Source organism: Cohnella cellulosilytica (genome assembly GCF_042431195.1).
Lineage (GTDB): Bacteria > Bacillota > Bacilli > Paenibacillales > Paenibacillaceae > Cohnella > Cohnella cellulosilytica.
The window spans coordinates 19573-37683 of the sequence record NZ_JBHMDN010000020.1 but is presented as its reverse complement, the minus strand read 5'-3'; the positions used below and the strand labels follow the sequence as shown (position 1 = coordinate 37683).

At 58.8% G+C, this 18111-nt stretch carries 13 protein-coding genes and 5 tRNA genes; all 18 read right to left on the bottom strand.

The features are described 5' to 3' along the window. Positions 1–21: 21 nt before the first annotated feature. Entirely contained in the window at positions 22–387 is a 366-nt protein-coding gene (locus tag ACFFT4_RS15445) for a cytochrome-c oxidase (protein ID WP_378049063.1), read from the bottom strand. 23 nt (positions 388–410) lie between these two features. Further along, positions 411–968 carry a cupin domain-containing protein gene (locus tag ACFFT4_RS15440; RefSeq protein WP_378049061.1) on the bottom strand — a complete coding sequence of 186 codons (558 nt, stop codon included), beginning with the start codon at positions 966–968 and terminating at the stop codon, positions 411–413. A 179-nt stretch (positions 969–1147) separates the two neighbouring features. Next, entirely contained in the window at positions 1148–3199 is a 2052-nt protein-coding gene (locus ACFFT4_RS15435; RefSeq protein WP_378049059.1) for a LuxR C-terminal-related transcriptional regulator, read from the bottom strand. Between the two features lie 255 nt (positions 3200–3454). Then, complete coding sequence (locus ACFFT4_RS15430) at positions 3455–6898, bottom strand: glycoside hydrolase family 44 protein (protein WP_378049057.1); 3444 nt, start codon at positions 6896–6898, stop codon at positions 3455–3457. 317 nt (positions 6899–7215) lie between these two features. Continuing rightward, positions 7216–7292 (bottom strand) — tRNA-Pro (locus ACFFT4_RS15425). Positions 7293–7364: 72 nt separating this feature from the next. Next, positions 7365–7438: transfer RNA gene (locus ACFFT4_RS15420), tRNA-Gly, on the bottom strand. Positions 7439–7454: 16 nt separating this feature from the next. Then, positions 7455–7531, bottom strand: a tRNA-Pro gene (locus ACFFT4_RS15415). Between the two features lie 18 nt (positions 7532–7549). Continuing rightward, positions 7550–7626 (bottom strand) — tRNA-Arg (locus ACFFT4_RS15410). Positions 7627–7631: 5 nt separating this feature from the next. Next, positions 7632–7706: transfer RNA gene (locus ACFFT4_RS15405), tRNA-Gly, on the bottom strand. Between the two features lie 355 nt (positions 7707–8061). Beyond that, positions 8062–8820 carry an SDR family NAD(P)-dependent oxidoreductase gene (locus ACFFT4_RS15400; protein WP_378049055.1) on the bottom strand — a complete coding sequence of 253 codons (759 nt, stop codon included), beginning with the start codon at positions 8818–8820 and terminating at the stop codon, positions 8062–8064. Positions 8821–8840: 20 nt separating this feature from the next. Then, the gene (locus ACFFT4_RS15395; protein WP_378049053.1) at positions 8841–9959 is read right to left on the bottom strand and encodes an enolase C-terminal domain-like protein; all 1119 of its coding nucleotides are present in this window, start codon (positions 9957–9959) and stop codon (positions 8841–8843) included. 70 nt (positions 9960–10029) lie between these two features. Next, on the bottom strand, positions 10030–10695 hold the full coding sequence (locus ACFFT4_RS15390) for an RraA family protein (protein WP_378049051.1): 666 nt from the start codon (positions 10693–10695) through the stop codon (positions 10030–10032). A gap of 17 nt (positions 10696–10712) precedes the next feature. After that, a complete protein-coding gene (locus tag ACFFT4_RS15385; protein WP_378049049.1) occupies positions 10713–11849 on the bottom strand; it encodes a mandelate racemase/muconate lactonizing enzyme family protein in 1137 nt (378 codons plus the stop codon). Positions 11850–11866: 17 nt separating this feature from the next. Then, the gene (locus ACFFT4_RS15380) at positions 11867–12892 is read right to left on the bottom strand and encodes a zinc-binding alcohol dehydrogenase family protein (RefSeq protein WP_378049048.1); all 1026 of its coding nucleotides are present in this window, start codon (positions 12890–12892) and stop codon (positions 11867–11869) included. 68 nt (positions 12893–12960) lie between these two features. Further along, positions 12961–14583, bottom strand: coding sequence for a response regulator transcription factor (locus ACFFT4_RS15375; protein WP_378049046.1), 1623 nt, complete (start codon positions 14581–14583; stop codon positions 12961–12963). Between the two features lies 1 nt (position 14584). Then, positions 14585–16333 carry a sensor histidine kinase gene (locus ACFFT4_RS15370; protein WP_378049044.1) on the bottom strand — a complete coding sequence of 583 codons (1749 nt, stop codon included), beginning with the start codon at positions 16331–16333 and terminating at the stop codon, positions 14585–14587. Positions 16334–16351: 18 nt separating this feature from the next. Next, positions 16352–17167, bottom strand: coding sequence for a carbohydrate ABC transporter permease (locus ACFFT4_RS15365; RefSeq protein WP_378049042.1), 816 nt, complete (start codon positions 17165–17167; stop codon positions 16352–16354). Next, positions 17164–18051: a carbohydrate ABC transporter permease gene (locus ACFFT4_RS15360; protein ID WP_378049040.1), complete on the bottom strand. Its 888-nt coding sequence runs from the start codon at positions 18049–18051 to the stop codon at positions 17164–17166. Before ACFFT4_RS15360 ends, ACFFT4_RS15365 begins: the two co-directional genes overlap by 4 nt. Positions 18052–18111: the final 60 nt, after the last annotated feature.

Genomic DNA, 18111 nt, shown 5'->3' with positions numbered 1-18111 from the left:
CTCATGATTCGAATGGCGCGGTTAACGCATATGCTTGGCCGCATTGATCATCAACAAAACGGCGCCCGCAACGACCATGACGCCCCCGACGGACACCAGCGGAACGAAACTGGAATTCTCCGTCAACAGCAGGCTTGCCAAGCCCGCCATCATCAGCGGAATGCCGATCATGTGCAGCCAGAAGTGCCATTTGCCGAGTCTGGATTTCGCCGCATTCGGAAACAGATGATAGAGGATGCCTCCCAACGCCATCGACACCCATCCGAGCAAATTGATATGCGCATGCACCGGGCTTAGCGTGTAGTTCTCCGTCATCGACATGCCCATCCCCATCAACACGCCGATCACCAAATACAGAGTCGCGCCGACAATCATTTTTCTGGACATTCCCGTTCCAGCTCCTCTCTTCGTTAGCCGTTCAAGTAAGCCCGTATCAGCTGTTTCTCGACGTTCAGCATTCGCGCGATCCGATAAAGAACGCCGAAAATGACTTTCTGCGCCGTCAGCGGAACGTTCGGCATGTACGTCTCTCCCCAATGGAAAAACACCGCGGCATGCCACAAGCTTTTCGGAAGGCCGCTTTGCCGTACTTTACCGTCGCGCGCCAACCCGTAGGACATGCGCAGGAAAGTTTCAAAATGCCGCGCCGGCTTAATTGTCGTCAGGAAGACGACGGGCTGCGTGCCGGGATTGTAAAACCGGTGAATCGAGCGTACAGGAGCATTGACCCGATCTCCCGGCCGCAGCACGTGCGTACGGCCGTCGCAGTCGATGTGCAGCTCCCCTTCCTCCACTTCGAATTGCTCGGAGTACGTCGTGTGATAGTGAAGCGGAGTGCCTCCGCCGGGCTGCAGCACAACCTGCACCAGCTCGTATTCGCCACCCGTTTCCACCGCGGTTTTCACGAAGGTGACGCGATCCCCTATCATCGGATTTTCGATCGTCCGGCGATCGTCATATTCCATCATGGTTTTGTGCTCTCCTTTGTTATAATGACTGCTGCGATATTCACTGTAACACCAGTCGGGCGGCCGGGGTATTATACGCAAGTATAGTTTTGAGGCCCGCGAATCGCGGGGCGCACGCCGCAACAAACCAAAAAGCCCGCATCGGAATCGATGCGGGCAAGCTCGAATATTCTGTTAGCCTATTGCGCGACTCGGCCGGACTTCCCGACGAGCAGCTTGATCAGCTGCCCTCGTCCCTTTACCGACAGCTTCCCGTAGATCGAGCTGACATGTTTCTTTACGGTAATTTCGCTGACGAACAATTCCGCGGCAATCTCGGCATTGGTCATTCCGTCCAGCACGAGCGCGGCCACCTCACGTTCCCGTTCCGTCAGCCGTTCGTCCAACCCGCCGGCGGCGGTTATCGTCGTCTCTTCGGGAAACCCGCCCCGCTTCAGCAGGAAAGCGAGGAACGCCTCCAGCTTCTCCCCGCGCGTATCCAGCACGAAGGTCGGCGTTGGCGTTCGTCCGTCGTAGTTCCGATGCAGCAGACCGGGAACGGCCTGAAAACCGAGCGTTCTGTGAACCTCTCCGAAAAAAGGCGCCGGCGGAGGAGAAGCGACGAACAGTCCCCCCGCGCACATATAGGAAAACATCAGGAACATGGCCTCGATGGCCAGGTCCGGACGGCTCCAATCGACAAAATCGATGGATCGAATAAACCACCCGGCCTGCCCGGGAGGCGCGACTTCAAGTCTTCTATATTCGTCGGGCGTCAGCGATGACAGATAAGGACCGGCGAACGGATCGCCGCGCAAATAAGCGAGCGTCTTCGCATGGATCGGAATAATGGCCGCCAGGCCGACCGCCTCTCCGTCCGCGGATCGGAGCAGCATAACCGACCGAGAGTCGAGCGCAATCCAGGCGCGCAAATCCAAATCCTTGACCGCCAGCGTCATCGCTTCTTCGCCTTCGAAATTGTCGTACCGAACCGCCGTATCCGGATCCACCAAAGTAAGCGTCAGCGGAGTCGCCGCTCCCCTCCGTCTGCTCAGATAGCGCTCGCCTTCGTCCGCGTTATCCGATGTCAACGTTTCCCAAGCGTATCTGCCTCTCGCCTGCGCCTGAATGGAGGCCCGAACGAGACCGCCGCCCGTATAATAAAACAGCTCTCCCACTTCCCACTCGGTATTGCGATAAGCGGACGAATGGCGAATGCGGGCCGCAAAATAATGAGCCGCCCTGCTTCTCAATTTCTCGTAGTAAGCCGGCGTACGTTCCTCCAGCTGCTTGCGCATGGCCCCGCGAACCAGGTCGTGCAGCATCCAGCCCCGATCCGTGCGGCGGACGAACGACAGCCCGATCAACCGCTCGAAAGCTTCGTCGTCGATTTCCTTGTCCATAATATACTGCAGCACTTCGCGATTGACGTGAAGCAGCACGGCCGCTGCCTCCACCAGTTGGCGCAGCCGGGCGTCCGGAACCTCCCGCAGCCATGCCTTCGCCAAGTGATCGAACCATTCCGCCTCGTCGGTCCCGTCTCCGCTCCAATCCGCCTGCGTGCCGATAAAAGCGGACAGCGACAGCGCGAGCGGGTGCCCGTGCGTCTTAAGCCGAATGCGGGCAACCTGCTCGTCGTCCAAGATGCCGGAATGACGCAAATAAGCGTCGCAAGCCGCATCGCTCAGATGGCCGAGCGGCATGTAGCGAATCTGCTCGCGCAGGGCGGGCGCGACGATCCACTGGTCCTTCAGCTTGTATCGACCGGCGAGCAGCAGCAGAACGTCAGGCGGCAGCTGCTTGAAGAACCGTTCCCGCAGCCATCCGTCCAGCTCGCCCATTTCTTCATAGGTGTCCAGCGCCACAACGACCTTCGCGCTTGCGGAAATTTGAAGCAAGGCGTTTAAGCAGGCTTCCAACGCATCCGTTTCTCCCTCCGGCAAGCTTGCGGGCGCATCCGCTCTTCCGACCTGCTGCACCTGTCTCAGCAGCCGTCGGCAGAACTGGTCCGCCGTATGATTGAAATCCCGGCTGTCCAGGAACAGCATCAGTGCTCCCGCGCGCAGCGCCATCCTGCGGTACGCGTCCATGAGGAAGCTCTTGCCGATGCCGGCCGTGCCGTAGATGTTCCAGATCCGTTTGCCGTCCGCGATTCCTTCCGACAAATATTGGCCGAACAGAGCGAGCTGCTGATCGCGTTCCGCGATAAAAATATTTTCCGGACCCTCGTCGACGCCGATTACGCTATTCATCCCCCTCGCTCCTTATGCCGATCTCCGGCTATTCATCCGATGCTTATGCAAATGCTGTCTCCTTATTCTAGAAGCAATTTCGTTTTCGGTAAACCCCTCCTTGCAAGCAAAAACGCCTTCGGCGTCCTCTTGACACAGAATTGCGTTTTGTCGAAGACGATTCAGGATAGAATAGCGAATTTTATCCTTTCTGAATCTTTAAACAAAGAAAGAGACGCCCTCCTATCAGGAGAAGCGTCTCTCTCAACCTCGTATTTAATTGATCGCCAGCAAGGTTGCCGATTTCGCAGGCAGCGTCAGCGTCAAGCCTTCGTCGGCGACTTGCACGTCGCCCGCCTTGTAAAGACGCTTGCGCGCTTCGAACCGGTATACCTCGGCCGTTCCGGACAGGCTGGAGTCCGCCGTCAGAGAGGTCTGACGGGGAGCCGAATCTTTGTTGAACAGCAGCACGAAGGTTCGGCCCTGCGGCGACACAATCGTATAAGCGCCGACCGCGTCCCGGTTCGAGCTGCTCGTCCCGACGACCTCTCCTTCCACCCGGCTGCCTTGTCCGTCGTAATCCAGGTACAGCTTGAAGGCGTCCTCGAGCGGGGTGTCCGCTTCCAGCGCTCCCCAGCGCATCGCGTAATCGACGCCTTCGCGGGCGAACAAAGCCAATGCCTCCGCTTGCGCCAGACCGCTGCCGATTCCGCTGCCGTCCCCGAAGTTATATTCGGAGATGGAGAGCTTCATGCCCGGCGACGTGCCGTCGATCAGCTCGCGCATGCGCGGGATCAGCCGCACCGGCTCCTGAATCCATGACGACGGATCGACGAAATCCGGATCGTATAATGACTTGAGCGAGTTGAACCGCCGCTTCGTCATGGCCGGCGATTCGTCGCTGGAGAAGGCCACGTTGTCTTCCGCGGGATAATAATGAATGTCCAGCGTGTCGATCAGGCGCACGCCGTTTTGCTCGCGGTAGTCTTCGTTTTTGCCGAGCAGCCATTCCAGGTACGGCTTGCCGTCGTGGGCGTCCATATCCGGACCCGGCGAGCAGCCGTCCAGCGCGGAATAAAAGTACTCGCACCAGCCCCAAGGCACCGGACCGAAAATATTCGCCTGCGGATCGGCTTCCTTGACGGCCTGCCCGTAGGCCTGCGTGTAGTCCCATACTTCGTCGTAAGTCGTCATCTGCGGATGAACGTCCCAATGGGCGTGTCCCCACAGCATCGGCTCGTTGTCGAGCGCGTAATTGTGCACGGCGTCTCCGAAGCGGCTTTGCACGTGTTCGACCCAATCGGCGATGAAATCGGGGCCGACTTGCTTGGACGTGTCCTCGGGGTCGTTGCCCGTCAAGTAGCTGCCGTCCTTGCGTTTTCCGTTGCCGGCATCCGCCCTGCACCATTCCTCGCGCCAGTCGCACTCGTCGCTCTGCTGCTCCCCGTATTTCCGCTCCGAGAAGCTCCAGCCGATCTCGCGGCTCTTCGGCGTCCAGCCGATCGTCGGAAGCTGCAGCAGTACCTCCGTGTCCGTATCGATCGAATCGCGAATAAATCGGTCGGACAAGGTTTCTTCCGGCAGCTTGGACGGACCTTCGTCGTCGTACGGCACGTTCAGGAAATACCAATCTCCGCCGCGGTTCGTCGTATTGAGCTGCCAATTGTAGCGCGTCATCTGGTTGCCGCCCCAGCGCTTGATCGGCACGCGGATCTCCGAACGATTGTCGGAGGGCGAGTCCTCGAAATTCAAGCCGAAAATACCGGGGCTAAGCGTGTTGAGCGGCTGCGCGGAATCGATCGTTACCTGCACGGCCGGCAGTTCCGGCTCGGGCAGTTGAATCGGAGAAGTCGTCTTCAGCAGGCTCACGTCGTCGAAATAAACGGTTCCCTGGTCCTCTTCGCCCCAAGCGGATACGACAATGCCGTCGAAGCTGAGCTCGCTCATGCCCAGATCGGCAAATTTCAGCTTCACCTCGGTCCACCGGTCTGCCGGAACGCCCTCCGGAAGCTGGACGGACAGATCGAAATCCCCGACGAAATTGCGGCCGTCCATCAGATTGACTCTCAGCTGCTGACCGCCGCCCGAGCCTCCGTACACTTTCAGCGTCAGACCGTAGAAGCCGGTGAGATCCATCGTCACGTCGCGGTGCATCCAGATGCCTTCATAGCCTTTGGCCGCGAAGGAGATCGATCGGCTGCCGGAGGCGACCGGCGCTGAATTGGCGAAGTTCTGCGTGCCCCAACTCCAATCGCTGTAGCCGGCCGCAAGATGATCGTCGAACACGGGCTCGGCTTCGTAGTTCGTGACTTGCGCGTACATTGCAGCGTTCGCTTCGCCGTATGCCGCGGTGATCTTGACCAGGCCGGCGCCGACCGCGGTCAGCGTGCCTTGCTCCACCGTCGCCACGGACGGATCGCTGGAGGTCCACACGGCCTGACGGCTGACATCGGCGCTCGTCCCGTCGGCGTAGCGCGCCTCGAAGCTTAAGGCTGCTTGGTCGCCCGGCGCCAGCACCATTCCGTACTGCGACAGCACGCCTTCGATCAACGCCGGCGGAGCCACGTATTTCTCCAGCAGTTGAATATCGTCGAGATACACGGCCGCTTGCGCTCCGTCCTTCGCTCCTTGAAACAGGATGCCGTCGAAAATTCCGTTCTTCAGCTGCAGAGCCTGCAAGTCGACCGTAACTTGTGTCCAGCCCTTCGCGGGAATCCGGCCGCCTTCGATAAGGCCGCCGACGTCCATGCGGGCGGCTTCTTCGCCCCCGGAGTTGAATACGAGGTCGATCCGCTGCCCTCCGGCCGCGCCGCCGTTAATCCAGAAGACGAGCCGGTCGTAAGCTTTCACCTCGACCACGCCGCTATCCTTGTACATATAAAGTCCGCCCCGATTGCCGGGATCGAAGGATACGGCGCTCTCGCCGGCATACACGTAAGCGGTGTCCTGCCAATTGTGCTGCGCCCAGCTGTTATCCTGAAACGCCGGATTCAAGCCGTTATCCTCATACACCATAATGTCTGCTTCCCCGTATTCCGGCGAATGCGTTCCTCCGCCGGCGGGCGTCTCATCTTCGCCGGTGGAAGGCTCCTCGGATTCATCCGGTACCACAACCGGATCGTCCTCGCTTCCCGGAGACTCCTGATCTTCCTTTGGTCCGCCCAGAAGCATCAGATCGTCCAGATAGACGTCAGCCTGCTGTTTCCCGGCGGTTCCGCGGATCAGAATGCCGTCGAATACCCCTGCGATCGTTTGCAGCCCCTGCAAATCCACGCTCACCTTGGTCCATTGATCCCGGACGAACGACGAAGCGCTCAGCGGCAGGGCGACAATCGGCTCTCCGCCCGATTGCAGCACGATTTCGAGCTGCTGGCCGCCGCCTGCGCCGCCGTTCGCCCAGAACTCCAGCGCGGAATAGTCCGCCGTAAAAATCGCGCGATTGCTGTACAGGTAGAGGCCGTCGTCATCATCCGGCTTCATGCGGATCGACCGGCTTCCGCCATGAACAACGCCCGACTCGGCCAGATCTACCTGCGCCCAGCTATAGTCTTCGAATGCTTCGTTCAGTTGTTCCTCATAAATAATCAGCTTGTCGGACGACGCTTCCGCCCGGTTGTCCGGCCCAAGTCCCCAAGCGTTCGTCAATAGCAGCAGGACGGACAGGAGCAGCCATCCTTTCGTTTTCTTGCGTAATTTCCCGTTTTCGATTCCTGAATTCACCGCACATCCTCCAGCGCATGTTCGTATTGAGCGTTCGGCGGCTCGCCCTCTCCGAACCGCCGCACTCTGTTCTCAAAAGTAACACGCCCTTGCGTCGGAACGGAATTATACGTTCGTATACTTTTCGGATAATAACGGCTGTGAAGATAACGGAGTTCCTGAACGCACACGCTTTCCAAGGTCACCAAAAAAAGCCGTCCATCTCCGCATGCAAGCGGGATAGAGGCTTGTCAGTATTCCCTTGGCACATTGCGGGTATGCCCGGGCATAAATATAAAAAACCGCGGCCGTTAAGCCGCGGTTTGTTGATGTTAGGATGGTCGGGACGACACGATTTGAACATGCGACCTCTTGGACCCGAACCAAGCGCTCTACCAAGCTGAGCTACGTCCCGACGATATGAAGTTGAAGCCTCGTTCAGCGACCGGAGTCAAAAAAAAGCCCGAAGGCTCTGCGCGAATCATAATGGAGCGGGTGATGGGAATCGAACCCACGCTATCAGCTTGGAAGGCTGAAGTTCTACCATTGAACTACACCCGCGCAACAAAACTTTAAATGGTCGGGACGACACGATTCGAACATGCGACCCCCTGGTCCCAAACCAGGTGCTCTACCAAGCTGAGCTACGTCCCGACAAGCTGTAAGTAAAACTGGCGCGCCCTGAGAGATTCGAACTCCCGGCCTTTTGATTCGTAGTCAAACGCTCTATCCAGCTGAGCTAAGGGCGCATATATGGAGCGGAAAACGGGATTCGAACCCGCGACCTTCTCGTTGGCAACGAGATGCTCTACCACTGAGCTATTTCCGCATATTCGCATTCGTATGTCGCTTGTTCTTGCAGCCCGAAGCGCTTGAGGCGACAAGAAATAATATAGCAAATACTCGTGATGATTGCAAGCCCTTTAGCGATTTTTTTTATTTTTTTGTTTCGTTCGGTTTCCCGCCGCATGCTCGTACTTCCCGCTGCGGCACCGGGATCGGGATACGGAACCGATTATCCGCAGAACGGCTGACGTCTGAACGGTCTAAGCGACCAACGGAAAGCGGCGGCGCTCGTCCGCCGCCTCCGCGGAAAAATCGAGAGGCTTGCGTCCAAGCCCCTGTATCTCGTCACGAGCCGAAATTCGGCTGCATTTTCCGGCATGCCGGGAAGCGAAGTCGACTTAAAATCCGATGCCCGCTCCCCCGTCGACGCGCAAATCGACCCCCGTGACGAAACGGGCCGCGGGAGAGCTGAGGTAGACGACCGCTTGGCCGATGTCCTCGGAGGTTCCCAAGCGTCCGGCGGGAGTGCGGGACAGAATTTTTCGCGCCCGCTCCGGGTCGCCCTCGAACGCCTTGCGCGTCATCTCGCTCTCGATCCAGCCGGGAACGATTGTATTCACTCTGATTCCGTGAGGAGACAGCTCGCTCGCCAACGCTCGCGCCATCCCCGCGACCGCCGTCTTCGCCGCGGAATAGGCGACGACTTGCGGGATTCCCATGATCGCCGCCATGGAGCCGACGAACAGGATCGACCCCGTCCCCCGCGGCACCATGCGCTTCGCGGTCTCCCGCGCGAGCGCGAACCCGCCCTGCACGTGCGTGCTCAGCACCTTTGCGAAGCTCGCGTCGTCCGTCTCCACGGCGCTTCTCTTCAGGTGGTTTCCGGCGTTGTTGACGAGAATCGCGATCGGTCCGAACCGGTCCTCAACCTCCCGGACCAGCCCGGGAATCGTCTCCAAGCGGTCGATATCGTGCACGGCGTAGGCCGAGTCCGGTCCCATCTCTTCGCAGGCGCTCTGCAGCGTTTCCTCTCTTCTGCCCGTCAGCACGACCTTGCCGCCGGCGCCCACGATCGCGCGGGCAATGCCGAGTCCAAGCCCCGTTCCTCCCCCGGTGACGAGCGCCAGCATTCCGACCAAATCAAATGGATTCGCCATTTCATCTCCGTCCTCCCTTCCTAAGCTTCCATCGTTCGATGGGACACGCACAGCCGCTCGATGAGCTCCCAATCCAGCTCCGCTCCGACGCCGGGCGCCTCCGGCACCGTGATCATCCCCTCCGCGTCGATCGGCAGACGTCCTTTCATCGGAAGCTGGAACCGGTCCTCCGGCACGAAATACTCGAAGTATTCGCAGTTCCGAATCGCGCACGATACGTGCAGGTTGACGATATCCATGTAGTTCATCGTCGTCGTGTGAATCTCGCACCGAAGACCGAACGCTTCCGCGAGATGGGCGATCTTCAGCGTTCCGGTAATTCCGTGCTTCCAGGATACGTCCGCCCGGACGATATCCGCGGCGTCCCCGGCGATCGATTGCGCGACGCCCCAATGGCAGCCCCGGGTCGTCTCCGTCGCGGCGACCGGAATGTCCAGCGCGGCGCACAGCTGCCTGTACTTGTTCACCTCGAAATCCCTGAACGGCTCTTCGAACCACAAATAGTTCAACTGCTCCAGATGACGTCCGACCTTGATCGCCTCGTCCAGGCTGTATTCCGCGACCGGATCCGTCATCAGCACGTGCTCGTCCCCGACAGCGTCCCGCAAAGCCTGATGAATGCTCATATCCAGCTGCCACGGGCCGGGAGGATGCGCTTTGTAGGCGCGGATTCCGAGCGACTTGTAGTGCAGCGCCTCGTTCACGTATTCCTCGACCGTCTCGTGAAACAGTCCGCTGGCATACACCGGCAGCCGCTTCCGGCATGCCCCCATATATTTGTAGAGCGGCAGGTCCGCCGCCTTGGCCGCGATGTCCCACAGCGCGACGTCGACCGGTCCGGGCAGATAGACGGGGAAAAACCCCAGGTGCCGGTCGACGTTCCACAGCTCGTGCCAGATCGCCTCGCGGTCGTGGGGATCTCTTCCCATCACGATCGGCGCGATGTTGTCGTGCAGATAGGCTTCCGTCACCGCGCCCGACCGCGCGGCCAGCGCCGTCGCGATTCCTTCGATCCCGCTGTCGGTCGTCAGCTTGACGACAACGACGTCCCATGGCATCCGGCTGTTGCCCTGCCTCTTGGCATCGAACAAGCTTTCGTTTCTCTGCACCCACCATGTCTCGAACTTGACGATTTTCATGTTGTCCTCCCGTAAATGCGTGTTCAAAAAGTCCGGTTTTCGGCATCGAGACGGATCGTTCGGCCGGCCTCTACAAGATGCCGTACTTTTGGAAAGCCTCCGTACTGGACATTCCGTTCTCGACCTCCCGGCGCACGACTTTCTCCCCGCGGACCTTTTGCAGCGCTTCTGCGATGACTTCCCGCTCCAGTTCCTGGGGAATGACAAGCACGCCATCCAGATCCGCGAAGATCAAATCCCCCGGATTGATCCACACCTCGCCTACCTCAATCGGGCATCGGTAATTGACGACCTGCGTGCGGACGGAGGAGTCCTGCGCAAATCTTCCCCGGGAGAAGACCGGCCAGCTCTGCTCCAGCACCATCGGCGTATCCCTGTGGAAGCCGTTCACGATCGCTCCGACCGCGCCTCTCTTTTTGGCCGTAGCCGTCAGCAGCTCTCCCCAGTACGCGCAGCGCATTTGTCCCCCGGAAGCGATGTACACCTCCCCGGGCTGCAGCTGGTCCAGCGCTTCCGTCAGCAGGCCGAACGGCTTCTCCTGCTCCCCGTATACGTCGATCATCAAGACGGGCATCGCCCGTCCCGCGATGACCATCGCCTCCTTCATCGGCTGAATCGGCTGCGGCAGAAACTGGTGGTACCGTCCCTTCACGTCCAAAATATCGCCCACGACAGGCGTATACAGCTCGGTCTTGATCAATCGAAACAGCTCGTCGTCGGAATTCCACGTTTGCATCGTCTTCTCGTCCCCCTTTATTTACTGCCCCCGGCAAAAGAGTCCCTCAGCTTCGCCGGATCGAGCAGGTGCTTGCGCAGCGCCTCACGGTCGAACACGATGCCGTGTCCGGGAAGCTCGGAAGGCACGCCCATGCCGTTCTTCACCTCAATCGGCGTCTCCAGCAGACCCAGCTCGGTCAACGAGCCCCCGACGACATTCTCCAGCATGAAGCTGTTCTGAACGCCGCACAGCAAATGAAGCGACAGCTCCATCATAAAGTGCGGAGCGACGGGCTTACCGAAGGCGTTGGCGAGATGGGCGATTTTCAGCCATTCCGTAATGCCCCCCACGAAGGCGACGTCGGCCTGCACGATGTCCACCGCGTCCGCCCGCAAATATTCAAGGAATTGCTGCCGACTGTACAGGCTCTCTCCCAGCGCAATCGGCGTGCGAATCGCCTGCTTCAATTGACGGTGCCCCTGCACGTCATGCATCAGCGTCGGCTCTTCGATCCAGCCGAGATTCAGCCGGTCGAGACGGGCACCCTTCTGGATCGCTTCCGCCGCGCTCCACTTCTGATTCAGATCGACGAGCACCGTTCCGCCCGGCCCGAGCAGCTCCTGAACCTTGGAGATTCGTTCGATATCCTCCTCCAGCTCGGGCTTGCCGATCTTGATCTTGACCGTGTCGTACCCCTGCCGGATATAGTCCTTCACCCGGTCCGTCAATTGCTCCGTCGTTCCGCCGCTTCGCAGATCGATCTCGCTGATGTAGGCCGGAATCCGGTCGCGCGCTCCGCCGAGCAGCTTGTAGAGCGGCTGGCCGTGGATTTTGCCGATCAGGTCCCAGACCGCCACGTCGATCGCCGCGATGGCCATCGAATTGACGCCAAGCCCCAGCCGCCGGGACTGCCTCTGCAGCTTGTTCCAGATGCGCTCGTAATCGAGCGGATTCATGCCGAGCACAAGGTTCGCCAGATAGTCGTCGATCAGCGTCCGGATCGCCGTTCCTCCGATATCGACTGTGTAGCTCAGGCCGATGCCGGTCATCCCGTTGTCGGCCTGCACCTCCACGACAATAAACTCCAACCCGTCGACCTTGTTCGTCGCATCCTCCCAAGGCACGCTTGGCGGCAATCGATAGACATTGGACTGAATATTCGAAATTTTCACAATAAATTCCCTCCTTGTTAAAATTCGATTACCGCCTTGATCACGCCGCTGCCCGGATTCAACCATTCGTCGAACGCCTCGATCGTCTTCCCGAAGGGAGCGCGGTGCGTAATGAAGCCGTCGGCGTCCAGGAGTCCTGCCCGCATGCAGGCGATCACCCGTTCGAACTCCGCGAGCGTCGCGGCCCGGCTGGCCAGCAGCGTCAACTCCTTCTTATGAAAGGCGGGATCGTGGAACGAGATGTCCGCCTGAACCAGGCTGACGAACACGACTTTGCCGCCGTGGGCGGCGTAATCGAACGTCTTCATCATCGATTGCGGACTTCCCGTAGCGTCGAACACCGTCGCCGCTCCTTCGCCCCCGGTGATATCCGCCAGCTTGGCCGCAACGTCGCCGGTCGCCTCGACGATCTCGTCGGCGCCCGCCCACTGCCGGCAGAAGCGCAGCCGCTCGACATTCGTATCCATCGCGATCACCTTGGCGCCGGCCAGCTTCGCGAACTTCATCGCCGCCAGCCCGATCGGTCCCGCTCCGATGACGAGTACCGTCTCGCCCGGCTTGACCTCTCCCCTGTTCACGGCATGAAGGCCGATGCTCATCGGCTCGACGATCGCGGTCTGGTTCAGGCTCAAATCTTCCGTCTTGACGACATATTCGGACGGCACCGACATAGCTTCGCGCATCGCTCCGTCCTCGTGCACCCCCAGCACTCGCAGCTCGGAGCAAGCGTTCGGCCGTCCGGCGCGGCAGGCGATACAAGTCCGGCAGGCGATATAGGGCATGATCGTCACCCGATCGCCGACCTTCAGCCCGCGGGACCCGTCCAGACCGTCGTCGTCGGTTTCCGCCACTTCGCCGGCAATTTCGTGGCCTAAGATTCTCGGATAAGTGAAGTACGGCTGCTTCCCGCGGAAAGCGTGATAATCGGTGCCGCACACGCCTACCGCCAGCACCTTGACCAACGTCTCGCCCGGCTTGCGCCGCGGACGCTCTCCGGTCCGCAGCTCGAACGCGCCCGGCTCCACGCACACAATATTTCTCATCGTTAAACCTCTCTTATCGGGATATCGACGCCGACCGCGCCATCGCGACAGATGCGCGCCCTCATCGGCTACATCTGGGAATTGCGGTAATCCTGCGGCGTCGTGCCGTAATATTTTTTGAACAGCTTGATGAAATAATGGGGATTGTGGTACCCGATCTCCTCCGAAATTTCATAAATCTTCTTCGCGCTCGTCTTCAGCAGCATAACCGACTTCTCCAGCTTCAGCTTCGTAATGTAGTCGCTGATGTTCTCTCCCGTCTCCAGCTTGTATAAGCGCGAGACATAAGACGGATGCATCCGCAGATGGTCGGCGATCGACTGCACGGAGATATCGTAAGACAGGTTGGACAGAATGTACTTCTGCGCCTCTTTGACCGCGGCCAGCCTGGCCGTGCTGTTCTCGTTCCGCGCTTGCTGCCGGAACTTGCCGAACACGCTCCGCGTCCATTCGCCCAGATGAGCGACCGTCTTGCACGGGAGCAGCTCCTTGACCGGCAAATAATCGCCGCCGATCAGATCGATCATTTTCCTTCCGCTCGTATGGGCCAGGTTCGAGAACGCGGCGTACAGGGCGAAGAAGGCTTCCATCAGATGCTCGGGCGATTCCGCCCAACGCTCCTCCAGCTCGCTCAGTATCGCCTCCAGACGCGTCTCGATGGCCGTCCAGTCTCCCGCTTCCATCAGATGCAGCAGCGCCGGAGGCTCGTTCAGGCTCTGCAGCGTGCTGATGTCGGCCAACTCTCCGCCGCCGGCGACGTACAGCGGCAAATCCTGGCCGTTGCCGAACCTTTTGCGGAACAGCAGCAGCAGATTGTGATACATCTTGAGCAGATCCGCGGGGAAGGTCCCGCCATGCCCGAGCAGTACGGATACGTCCCGCTTCAAATAATGCCTCACGTTCATCTGGAACTGGTTCGTCCAGCGGTTTAGCCGCTCCTCCAGATCGTCCGCGCTCTCTTCGGTCTCCGTCTTCGGGATGAGCACGATAGCCAAATAATCGTACACGTCCTTACAGCACCAGACCCGGTAGCCTTCCTCGAACGTTTCCTCGGCCATATTGAAGATGGCGTATTCCATCAACGACATTTCGAACGGATCGTAATCCGAAAATTGCTCCTTATAGCGAATCAGCATCATCGCGATGCCGTCGTTCATACGGATCGGCACCTCGAGCATCCGGAGCTTCTCCTCCAGCTTGCCGGCCGGAACGCGCTTGCCCTGCAGCAAGTCGTGCAGCAGCTCTCCGCGCAGCCGGGGCACATGCTCCCGCATCGCGTCCATGGCGCGCTGGACGACACTATGCGTCTCCCTCTCCGTGCGGATGACCTCGATGATCCGAACGACGCGTTCGATCAGCTCTTCGTCCCGGATCGGCTTCAAAATATAATCGAATATATGATTCTGGATGGCCGTCCGCGCATAATCGAATTCGGCGTGAGCCGTCAGCAGCATGCATTTCGTATGCTTCCACTGTCGGGAGATGAGCCGCGACAGCTCAAGGCCGTCCGTCCCCGGCATGCGAACGTCGGTGATGACGATATCGATCGCGTGCATGTTGAGTATGTTCAGCGCCTCGGAAGCGGAGTACGCCTTGTGAACCTCCCCGATTCCCAGCGACTTCCACGGAATCGTATGGGCCAGCGTATCCACGACGCTCATCTCGTCGTCGACGAGCAGCAGCTGCAGCATGTTATCCCTCCTCCTCCGTCTGCCGGAGCGGATCGCTCGGCCAATGCACGACGACCCTAAGTCCGCCCAGCGAAGACGGCTCGAAAGTCAGTCCCGCTTGCGTATCGTACTGATAAGACAACCTCTGGTGCACGTTCCACACTCCGCAGCCGTTCTCCTGATCGAGCGGCTCGGCGATGCGCTGTCGAAGGCTTCTTACCGTTTCCTCGGTCACCCCTTGGCCGTTGTCGTCGATCGTCACCCGGTATTCGCCGTCCCTTTCTTCCCCCGAGATGAGGATAATGCCGTATTTCTCGCTCTTCTCGACGCCGTGCACGATGGCGTTCTCGACGATCGGCTGAATCAGCAAGCGCGGTATCTGAAGCTCCTTCATCGCCTCGGGAACCTCGATCTCGTAATGGAAGCGCTGAATGCGCAAATTCTGGATCGTCAAATAGTTTTCGATCAGCGCCAGCTCCTCCCCGAGCGTCGTCATCGTATGCTCCAGCTTCGTAATGTATCGGAAGTAATCGGCCAGATTCATGATCATGTCCGTCGCCGCCTGCTTATCGTCCACGGCGATCATGTTTTTGGCGAAAAACAGGCTGTTGGACAGAAAATGGGGGCTGATCTGCGATTGCAAATGCTTGAGCTTGGCTTCGCGAAAACGAATATTTTCCACGTACACCTTCTCCAGCAATCTCTGAATCTCTTCCGTCATTTCGTTGAACTTGGCGAACAGAAATTCGAATTCGTTCTTCGGACGATAGCTGAGACGGTGGGAATAGGAACCGGTTTGGATCTTCTGCACGCCTCTGACCAGCAGCATGATCGGCTTGCGCAGCTGCTTGTACAGCACAAGCGTGGCGATCAGCCCGAACAGCAGAATCAGCGCGAGCGCTCCGTAAAATAAATTCCGGCTTTTGACGATCGGCTGCAGCACCTGCTTGAGCGGCAAATAGTCGATGGCGTACCAGCCGAGGCTTGCGGACTTCGCGTAGCTGACCAGATAGTGGTCTTCGCCGATATCGATCGTCCGGTATCCCGCGTCGTCCAGCGTCTGCCCGTCCAGATATCCGGCAATCTCCTCCGTCGTCGCCCGGGTCGGGCCTTGTTCACCGATCGGATCGTCGCCTTTTCTATAGAAGAAGGAGCTTCCGCTTCTGTCCTCGTTTTTATAATCGCTCAGCATGCGAATCATATTGCTTTCGGAAAACCGGACCTCGACGACGGCGTCCGCCTCCAGCAAGCTCCGGTTCACAAGCAGCGGGCTGAACAGCACCTTGGAGAAATAGCCTCCCGCTCCCTTGCTTCCCGCGGAATGATATGTCCAGGATTTGGCCGTCTGCGCGCGCAAATACTCCTCGTCGTACGAGCTGAAGTAATCGTTCGAGATCGACTGCTTCGTTCGCGGCAAATAGACGATGATCGTGTTTCTCCAGCTGCTCGTCACGCTGAGCAAACCGAGTTTCTGGACGATATCCTCCTGCGCCTGCACTTGCTCGTAGGAATCCAGCAGCCTGTCGGATTCGCCCAGCTTGAGAACGCTCGAATCCTTGCTCACGATAATGGACATGATCGACAGTTGATCGATAATCGTGTCGACCTGGCTCGTGAAGAAGGAGAGCCTGTTCAAATTTTTCTCCTGCAGCTCCTGCCGGATCGTGTTGACCGACACGGCGTTCGAATAGCCGTAGATGAGAACGAGCGGCAAAATGAGCAGCGCGATCAAGACGACCATCTTGCTGAACGTATTCCACCGGTGATGCATGGTCCCAGCCCCTTGTCGTTAGCCTTTCACCGCCCCCGCGGACAAGCCGCTGACGACGTACTTCTGCGCCAGCACGGCAATGACGATGACCGGAAGCGTAATGATGCATGCTGCCGCCATCAAGCCGCCCCAATCGATGGAGGTGCCCCCGAGAAAATTGTAGATGGCGATCGGCAGCGTCTTCGTCCTCTCGCCGGCCAGAATAAACGAGAACATAAAGTTGTTCCATGAAAAAATGAATGCGAGCAGCGACGAGGTGATGATCCCGGGCAGCGATATCGGAAGCACCATCTGATAGAAGGTGCGGACTTTCGAGCTGCCGTCGATCCAGGAGGATTCCTCCACCTCTCTCGGGAACGACTCGAAGAACGGAATCATGATCCACATAATGAAAGGAAGCCCGATCACCATATGGCTCATGATCAGTCCCGGATAAGAATCGATCAGGCCGATCTCGTTGTACAGCACGTACCATGGCACCAAATAGCTGATTCCTGGCAAGATTTTCGCTACGAGAATCGCGATCGAGGCGGCCTGCATTTTGAACTTGGCGATCGCGTACGCCGCCGGCAGGCCGAGCGCGAGAGCGAAGAGCGTCGACGAGGCTCCGACGACAAAGCTGTTGGCGATATATTTCGCATAGTCGTAGTCCTGGAACACGGACACGTAATTTTTGAAGGTCGGCGTGAACCGGAACAGGTTGTCCGGGTTCAGAATTTGAATTTGCGACTTCAACGAAGCCGTCAGCATCCACAGCAGCGGGAACAGGAGGCCGAGCAGCACGAGCGCGTTCAGCGCCCCAAGCCCCGCCCGCTTGGTCCAGGGAATTCTCATTGCAGGCTTCCCGCCTTTCCGCGCAGGCCGTTCAATACCAGCACCAGCGTGATCAGCATGAGGAAAAATACGATCAGAAGCGCCGAAGCATATCCGAACTTAAAGCCCGAGAACGCCGTGTCGAAGATCATCAGATTAAGCGTCTGCGACGCGAAATTCGGCCCGCCCTGCGTCGTCGCGTAGATCGTATCGAACGTTTTGACCAGGTCGATGACCCTTAAGGTAATCGCCGTGATCAGCGTCGGCAGCAGCAGCGGCAGCGTAATGCGCGTAAACTTCTGCCAGGCGTTCGCCCCGTCCACGCTGGCGGATTCGTACGGGTCCGACGGAATCGTGGCCAGGCCGGCGATCGCGATCAGGGCGATCATCGGCGTCCACTGCCAGACGTCGACGATAATGAGCGACGGCATAACCTGCGTCACCGAGCCGAGCCATTCCTGCGTTGCGAAGCCCAGTCTTTTCAGCAGCTGATTGGCCATTCCGATCGACGGCTCGTAGATGAGCAGCCAGACCAGGCCGACGGATACCGGCGTAGCGACCATCGGCAGCATCATCATCGTTTTGGCGGTCCTCGCTCCGAACATCTTCTTCGAGAACAGCACGGCGATTCCGACGCCCAGCACCGTCTCCAGCACGATGCTGATCGAGGAATGATAGAAAGTAATCCATAACGCATGCCAGAAAGCTTTGCTCGCCAGCAGCGCCGCATAATTATCGAGCCCTACCCATTTGGGCGGCTGCACGGCCGACATGCTCCATTCGAACAAGCTAAGTCTTGCCGTATAGAATATCGGAAAAGCGACCATAAGCGCAATAAAGAGCAGCGCCGGCGCCACGAATACCCACTTGAGATGGCGATCCAGCCAGTTGACGATGGCGACCACGACATTCCCTCCTTCTCTGTTGGGATGGGGGAACGAGCCCGGTCTTCGACCGCAAGGCCC

Excerpts from the sequence above, each read along its gene's own strand:
- ACFFT4_RS15365 (WP_378049042.1), bottom strand. The coding sequence starts at position 17,167 with ATGAGAATTCCCTGGACCAAGCGGGCGGGGCTTGGGGCGCTGAACGCG.
- ACFFT4_RS15380 (WP_378049048.1), bottom strand. The coding sequence starts at position 12,892 with ATGAGAAATATTGTGTGCGTGGAGCCGGGCGCGTTCGAGCTGCGGACC.
- ACFFT4_RS15375 (WP_378049046.1), bottom strand. The coding sequence starts at position 14,583 with ATGCTGCAGCTGCTGCTCGTCGACGACGAGATGAGCGTCGTGGATACG.
- ACFFT4_RS15400 (WP_378049055.1), bottom strand. The coding sequence starts at position 8,820 with ATGGCGAATCCATTTGATTTGGTCGGAATGCTGGCGCTCGTCACCGGG.
- ACFFT4_RS15395 (WP_378049053.1), bottom strand. The coding sequence starts at position 9,959 with ATGAAAATCGTCAAGTTCGAGACATGGTGGGTGCAGAGAAACGAAAGC.
- ACFFT4_RS15440 (WP_378049061.1), bottom strand. The coding sequence starts at position 968 with ATGATGGAATATGACGATCGCCGGACGATCGAAAATCCGATGATAGGG.
- ACFFT4_RS15390 (WP_378049051.1), bottom strand. The coding sequence starts at position 10,695 with ATGCAAACGTGGAATTCCGACGACGAGCTGTTTCGATTGATCAAGACC.
- ACFFT4_RS15435 (WP_378049059.1), bottom strand. The coding sequence starts at position 3,199 with ATGAATAGCGTAATCGGCGTCGACGAGGGTCCGGAAAATATTTTTATC.
- ACFFT4_RS15445 (WP_378049063.1), bottom strand. The coding sequence starts at position 387 with ATGTCCAGAAAAATGATTGTCGGCGCGACTCTGTATTTGGTGATCGGC.
- ACFFT4_RS15370 (WP_378049044.1), bottom strand. The coding sequence starts at position 16,333 with ATGCATCACCGGTGGAATACGTTCAGCAAGATGGTCGTCTTGATCGCG.